The 6,647-nt window shown below is 62.7% G+C and carries 6 protein-coding genes; 4 read left to right on the plus strand and 2 right to left on the minus strand.

The window, feature by feature from the left end:
* Positions 1 to 19: 19 nt before the first annotated feature.
* The 3 genes from LQ215_RS05050 to LQ215_RS05060 are packed head-to-tail and all read left to right on the plus strand — an operon-like array spanning position 20 to position 3,604.
* Entirely contained in the window at positions 20 to 1,921 is a 1,902-nt protein-coding gene (locus LQ215_RS05050; RefSeq protein ID WP_230147629.1) for a sensor histidine kinase, read from the plus strand.
* Positions 1,918 to 3,246, plus strand: coding sequence for a sigma-54-dependent transcriptional regulator (locus tag LQ215_RS05055; protein WP_003204987.1), 1,329 nt, complete (start codon positions 1,918 to 1,920; stop codon positions 3,244 to 3,246). Before LQ215_RS05050 ends, LQ215_RS05055 begins: the two co-directional genes overlap by 4 nt.
* A 28-nt stretch (positions 3,247 to 3,274) precedes the next feature.
* Entirely contained in the window at positions 3,275 to 3,604 is a 330-nt protein-coding gene (locus LQ215_RS05060; protein WP_170862026.1) for a GlpM family protein, read from the plus strand.
* Between the two features lie 171 nt (positions 3,605 to 3,775).
* Here the strand turns inward: LQ215_RS05060 and LQ215_RS05065 are convergent, their stop codons facing one another.
* A complete protein-coding gene (locus tag LQ215_RS05065; RefSeq protein ID WP_230147630.1) occupies positions 3,776 to 4,390 on the minus strand; it encodes an NAD(P)-dependent oxidoreductase in 615 nt (204 codons plus the stop codon).
* A gap of 276 nt (positions 4,391 to 4,666) precedes the next feature.
* Positions 4,667 to 5,545 carry an MBL fold metallo-hydrolase gene (locus tag LQ215_RS05070; RefSeq protein ID WP_230147631.1) on the minus strand — a complete coding sequence of 293 codons (879 nt, stop codon included), beginning with the start codon at positions 5,543 to 5,545 and terminating at the stop codon, positions 4,667 to 4,669.
* A gap of 113 nt (positions 5,546 to 5,658) precedes the next feature.
* Here LQ215_RS05070 and LQ215_RS05075 point away from each other — a divergent pair, with 113 nt between their 5' ends.
* A complete protein-coding gene (locus tag LQ215_RS05075; protein WP_230147632.1) occupies positions 5,659 to 6,564 on the plus strand; it encodes a LysR family transcriptional regulator in 906 nt (301 codons plus the stop codon).
* Positions 6,565 to 6,647 lie beyond the last annotated feature (83 nt).

Consider the following 6,647-nt stretch of genomic DNA (forward strand, 5'->3'; position numbering starts at 1 on the left):
TTGACCCAAGGCTTCTGTGATGAAATGCGACCCCACCCTTTATCGCGCCGCGCCGCCATCACTTGCCGTGAAACCCCGCCTGATCCGCCATCTGTTCCTGCCGCCACTGGTCATTGCCTTGATGATCGGCCTGGGTTACCTCGGCTTCTGGATCAGCGAGCACTACGGCGTACGTGGCCTCGCCGAGAATGGCGAACGCCAGTTGGAGCTGCACGCCCGTGCGGTCGAGAGCGAGATCAGCAAGTACACCTACCTGCCCAGCCTGCTGGAGCTTGAATCGAGTGTCTCGCAACTGCTCGACGACCCCACGCCCGAGCATCGCAAGACCGTCAATGAATACCTCGAAGGCCTGAACCGCCGCAGCCGCAGCCGGGCCATCTACGTGATGGACACCACCGGCCGGGTGATGGCCACCAGCAACTGGCGCGATGTCGACAGTTACCTGGGCGAAGACCTGTCCTTCCGCGCCTATTTCCAGAACGCCGTGCGCGGCCAACCGGGGCGTTTCTATGGCATCGGCAGCACCAACGGCGAACCCGGCTACTACCTGGCCCATGGCCTGGAGCAACAGGGCAAGATCATTGGCGTGGCCGTGGTCAAGGTGCGCCTCGAAGCCATGGAAGAGCGCTGGCAGCGAGCGCGGCTGGAGGCGTTCGTCAGCGATGAGAACGGCATCATCATCCTGTCCAGCGACCCGGCGCGGCGGCTCAAGTCGGTTCGCCCCCTGAGCGACGACACCAAGGAGCGCCTGGCCCGAAGCCTGCAGTACTACTGGTTCCCGCTCAATGAACTGGTGCCCCTGGCCCGGGAACGCCTGGCCGAAGGCATGGAGAAACTGACGTTCCCGGCCAACAGCGAACTGGTGTCCGACGAGCGCGCCATCAGCTACTTGTCGCAGACCCGGCCCTTGAGCGATACACCGTGGAATTTCACCCTGCTGACCCCACTTGAAGACCTGCGTCGCCAGGCGATCAACCAAGGCATCCTGGTGGCCGTGGCCTTCGCCCTGGTGGCGTTCCTGTTGATCGCCTGGAACGAACGGCGCAAGGTCATCGCCACCCGTCTCGCCGCCCGGGAAGCCTTGCAGCAAGCCAACAACCAGCTCGAGCGTCGGATTACCGAACGCACCACCGACCTGCGCGCCAGCAACGAACGACTCAAGGGCCAGATCCGCGAGCGGCGCCAGGCCGAAGAGACCTTGCGCCGGGCCCAGGACGAATTGGTCCAGGCCGGTAAACTGGCGGCCATCGGCCAGATGTCCACCAGCATCGCCCACGAACTCAACCAGCCGCTGGCGGCACTGCGCACCTTGTCCGGCAATACCGTGCGCTTCCTGGAACGCGGCCAGCTGGACATTGCCAGCGCCAACCTCAAGACCATCAACGATTTGATCGACCGCATGGGCCGGATCACCGCCAGCCTGCGCTCCTTTGCCCGGCGTGGGGACGACCAGGGCCGGGCCAGCCTGGGCAAGGCCGTCGAGGCGGCGCTGCAACTGCTGGGTGGGCGCCTGGAAAACCTGCATATCCAGATCCATAGCAGTTTCGATGACGTCCAATTGCAAATCGACCAGACTCGCCTGGAGCAGATCCTGGTGAACCTGATCGGCAATGCGCTGGATGCCATGCAGACGCAATCCGAACCGAAACTGTGGCTCGATGGCCAGTCGGTCGATGGCAAATACCGCCTGCGGGTGCGGGACAATGGCCACGGCATCGATCCAGAGGCCCGCAAGCATTTGTTCGAACCGTTCTTCACCACCAAACCTGGCGAACAAGGCCTGGGGCTGGGCCTGACGCTCTCGGCGAGCCTGGCGGCCGCCGCTGGCGGGCACCTGGGCGTCGAGTACCCGCTTGAGCGTGGCACCACGTTTGTCCTCAATCTACCGTTGGTCAGCCTTCCACCTGCCGAGCCGCTATGAACAACGACCTGAGCGTACTGATCGTCGAAGACGACCCCCATGTCTTGCTGGGCTGCCAGCAGGCGCTGACTCTGGAAGACATTCCCTGCATTGGCGTGGGCAGTGCCGAAGAGGCCCTGGAGCGAGTCGACGATAATTTCGCGGGCATCGTCATCAGCGACATTCGCCTGCCGGGCATCGATGGCCTGGAATTGCTGACCCGCCTCAAGGCACGGGACCGCAGCCTGCCGGTGGTGCTGATCACCGGCCACGGCGATATCTCCATGGCCGTGGGTGCCATGCAAAAAGGCGCCTACGACTTCATGGAGAAACCCTTCTCCCCCGAGCGCCTGGTGGACGTCGCCCGTCGCGCCCTGGAACAGCGCAGCCTCGCCCGGGAAGTGTCATCGCTGCGCCGGCAATTGGCCGAACGCGACTCCCTGGAAGGCCGGATCATTGGCCGCTCGCCGGCCATGCAACACCTGCGCGCGCTGATCGCCAACGTCGCCGACACTTCGGCCAACGTGCTGATCGAAGGCGAAACCGGCACCGGCAAGGAATTGGTCGCCCGCTGCCTGCACGATTTCAGCCGACGCCACGACAAGCAGTTCGTCGCGCTGAACTGCGGCGGCCTGCCGGAGAACCTGTTCGAAAGCGAGATTTTCGGCCACGAGGCCAATGCCTTTACCGGGGCCGGCAAACGCCGGATCGGCAAGATCGAACACGCCGACGGTGGCACGCTGTTTCTCGATGAAGTGGAAAGCATGCCCCTGCCCTTGCAGATCAAGCTGCTGCGCGTGTTGCAGGAACGCACCCTCGAACGCCTGGGTTCGAACCAGAGCGTGGCCGTGGATTGCCGGGTGATCGCCGCCACCAAGTCCGACCTGGACGAAATGGGCCGGACCGGGCAGTTCCGCAGCGACCTGTATTACCGACTCAACGTGGTGACCCTGGAACTACCGCCACTGCGCGAGCGGCGCGAAGACATCCTGCAACTGTTCAAGCACTTTCTCCAGCAGTCGTCCCTGCGCTTCGACCGCACGGTACCGGAGTTGGACAACCAGACCCTGTCGAACCTGATGAGCCACGACTGGCCGGGCAACGTACGCGAACTGCGCAACGTCGCCGAGCGTTACGCCCTGGGCCTGCCGGCGTTCAAGCGCTCCGGTGCCAGCGGCGGCAACCAGGGCCTGGCCTTTGCCGAAGCCGTGGAAGCCTTCGAGCGCAACCTGCTGGTGGACGCCCTGCAACGCAGCGGTGGCAACCTGACCCAGGCCAGCCTGGAACTGGGCATGGCCAAGACCACGCTGTTCGACAAAGTCAAAAAATATGGCTTGAGCCATTAATCAACTGGGCGGGAAACCTGTGGATCTGATTTTCAAGGCGGCGCTCGGTGCAGCCGTGGTGGTCATCCTGGCGATGCTGGCCAAGACCAGGAACTATTACATCGCCGGGCTGGTGCCGCTGTTCCCGACCTTCGCCCTGATCGCCCATTACATCGTCGGCAAGGGCCGCTCGGTGGACGACCTGAAGACCACCATCGTGTTCGGGATGTGGTCGATCATTCCGTACTTCGTCTACCTGGCGACCCTTTACGTGATGGTCGACCGCATGCGCCTGGAGGCATCCCTGGCCGTGGCGGCGGTGGCATGGCTGATGGCCGCGACGGTGCTGGTCAGCGTCTGGGTGCGGGTTCACGGCTGAATATGCGGCGACGCACATCCCCCGTAGGAGCTGCCGAAGGCTGCGATCTTTTGATCTTGATCTTGGTCTTTCGCTCGTGACTCAATTGTCAGGGGCAAGATCGCAGCCTCGTTGCACTCGGCAGCTCCTACAGTTCGCGCAGGTCAGAGAGTTCGTGCAGGGCATGCAAGATCAGTAACCGACGGTAAACCGCGTCCGCGAATACTGCGGTGTTTCCACTTCATCGATCATCGCGATGGCGTAGTCGGCAAAGCTGATCCAGCTGCGGCCGGCGGCGTCGAACAGCAAATGATCCTTGCCTAGACGGAACTGCTCCGTGCGCTCGGTTTCGACGAACTCTGCCGATGGCGAAAGGAAGGTCCAGTCCAGGTCTTGCTCCTGGCGCAGTACGTCCAGGAACAACGCTCCGGCGCTGGCTTCGGCCAGGTATTCCTCCGGGAAGCCATCGCTGTCGATCACACGAGAGCCGTCCGGGAGCAGCAACGAACCGGCCCCGCCGACCACCAGCAAACGCTTGACCCCGGCGGCTTTCACCGGCGCGATGACCTTGTCGGCCGGCACGCTGGCGAAGTGAGCGGCACTGATCACCACGTCATGGCCAGTGATGGCTGCGGTCAACGCCTCGCTGTCCAATACGTCCAATTGCTTGCTGACCACCCCGGCCCTTTCACCGATTTTCGTGGCGTGGCGGGCAATGGCGGTCACGCTGTGGCCGCGGCGCAGGGCCTCTTCCAGCAATTGGCTGCCGGCGCGGCCGGTGGCGCCGATGATTGCGATTTTGCTCATGGTGTTCTCCAGTGATTACACATAGGGGCTATTAAAGCTGTGCTCGAAACGGACATGACAAAACTTTGCGGTATGTACACCGTCGTGGCGAGGGAGCTTGCTCCCGCTCGGCCCTGTAGGAGCTGCCGAAGGCTGCGATCTTTTGATCTTTCGCTTGGAATTCAAGTGTCTGGGGAAAGATCGCAGCCCTCGTTTCACTCGACAGCTCCTACACAGCCCAGCGGGAGCAAGCTCCCTCGCCACAAAAGCGCATCCGCTACCCTGGAATCAGGGTTGTCACCACTTCATCTCGCCCTTCGCCACCTTGGCACTGAGCTCCAGGGAGCTGTCTTCACCCAGGTTCGGGTAGCGTTGCTTCATGGCGGCGATCAGCGCGGCGGAATCCTTGGCCTTGGCGGTTTCTTCATCGAAGGCCTTGATATAGCCGGCGGTGAATGTCACCGGGGCCAGGGAACGGGCGCTTTGACCCAGGTAGTGGCCCGGAATCACGGTGTTCGGTTGCAGCTTTTCAATACCGGCGAGGGTCGCCAGCCAGTCTTTGTGGGACTGCGGTGTCTGGGTGTCAGCCATCCAGACATGAATGTTCTCGGCCACCACCACACCGCCAACCACGGCCTTGATCGATGGAATCCACACGAAACTGCGGTCCGGTTGTGGGCCATCGAGGCCGACGATCTGCAAGCGCTGGCCTTCCAGGGCCAGGCTATCGCCCTTGAGCACCTGCGGCACGATGGCTTTGGCCGGGGCATCGGTCTTCAAGATCGGCCCCCAATATTTCAGCTTGCCGTCCATGGTCTGCTTGATATGCGCGACGGTCGGCGCGGACGCCAGCACCTTGGCCTCGGGGAACGCGGCGGTGAGGGTTTCCAGACCAAAATAGTAGTCTGGATCGCCATGACTGATGTAGATCGTGGTCAATCGCTTACCGCTGGCGCGGATTTTTTCCACCACCTGCTCGGCCTGGGTCTTGCCGAACTGGGCGTCCACCAGGATTGCCTCTTTTTCGCCGCTGACTAAAACCGAAGTCACCGGGAAAACCGCCGCCGCGCCGGGGTTATAGACGTCCAGCGTCAGGTCGGCGGCCCAGGTCTGGGCCGTGAAAACGAGGGCGGCGGTTGCCAGCAGCAGGCGCTTGAGTGGGGTGAATCCGGTCATGGTGTGCTCCGTTGTCCAAAGGCCCGAAAGGGAATGAGACGGAGCTTAGTGACCTGACTCGTTCCAAAAAATGCGATGATCGAACATAGTTTGTTTCTGAAATCGGGCAGATCATGGATCGTCTACAAGCAATGCAGGTGTTCGTCACGGTGGTGGACCTGGGTAGCCAGTCGGCGACGGCCGAGCATCTGGACCTGTCGCGGCCGGTGGTGTCGCGGTATCTGGCGGAGTTGGAGGACTGGGTCGGTGCCCGGCTGATGCACCGCACCACCCGCAAGCTGAGCCTGACGGCCGCAGGTTCGGAGATCCTGCCGCGTTGCCGGCAGATGCTGGAGCTGTCCGGCGACATGCAAGCCGCCGTCAGCGCCCCGGACGATGCGCCACGGGGCATGTTGCGTATCAGTGCCAGCACCTCGTTCGGCCAGGCCCAACTGGCGAGTGCCATGGCCGAATACGTCAAGCAATACCCGGGGGTGAGCGTCGACCTGCAAATGCTCGACCGCACCGTGAACCTGGTGGACGAGCGCATCGACCTGGCGATCCGCATGAGCAACGACCTGGACCCGAACCTGATTGCCCGTCGCCTCACGGTCTGCCGCTCGGTGATCTGCGCCTCGCCACAGTATCTGCGTGAGCACTCGACACCGATGCGCGTGGAAGACCTGAGCCGACACAACTGCCTGACCCATTCCTACGTAGGCAAAAGCCTGTGGCATTTCGAGCAGGACGGCGAGCAGGTCTCGGTGCCGGTGCAAGGCAACATCAGCGCCAACGAAGCCAGCACACTGCTTCAGGCAACGATCGCCGGCGCAGGCGTAGCGATGTTGCCCAGCTACCAGGCAGGCGCCCATATCAAGAACGGCGAACTGATCCGCCTGCTGCCCCACGCCGAACCCCGGCGGATGAACATGTACGCGGTGTACGCCTCCCGCAAACACATGCCGTCGGCGCTGCGCAGCCTGCTGGATTTTTTGGTGCTGAGGTTTCCCGAGATGCCGGAGTGGGATGTGGGGTTGTAGCTGCCCCCTGCGGGAGCCTTTGTGGGAGCGAGCTTGCTCGCGATAGCGGAGTGTCAGCCACCCTTTTATTGACTGATACACCG

Origin of the sequence: Pseudomonas brassicacearum, from assembly GCF_918698105.1 — a bacterium.
Classification (GTDB): Bacteria; Pseudomonadota; Gammaproteobacteria; order Pseudomonadales; family Pseudomonadaceae; genus Aquipseudomonas; species Aquipseudomonas brassicacearum_F.

Excerpts from the sequence above, each read along its gene's own strand:
- LQ215_RS05050 (WP_230147629.1), top strand. The coding sequence starts at position 20 with ATGAAATGCGACCCCACCCTTTATCGCGCCGCGCCGCCATCACTTGCC.
- LQ215_RS05055 (WP_003204987.1), top strand. The coding sequence starts at position 1,918 with ATGAACAACGACCTGAGCGTACTGATCGTCGAAGACGACCCCCATGTC.
- LQ215_RS05075 (WP_230147632.1), top strand. The coding sequence starts at position 5,659 with ATGGATCGTCTACAAGCAATGCAGGTGTTCGTCACGGTGGTGGACCTG.
- LQ215_RS05070 (WP_230147631.1), bottom strand. The coding sequence starts at position 5,545 with ATGACCGGATTCACCCCACTCAAGCGCCTGCTGCTGGCAACCGCCGCC.
- LQ215_RS05065 (WP_230147630.1), bottom strand. The coding sequence starts at position 4,390 with ATGAGCAAAATCGCAATCATCGGCGCCACCGGCCGCGCCGGCAGCCAA.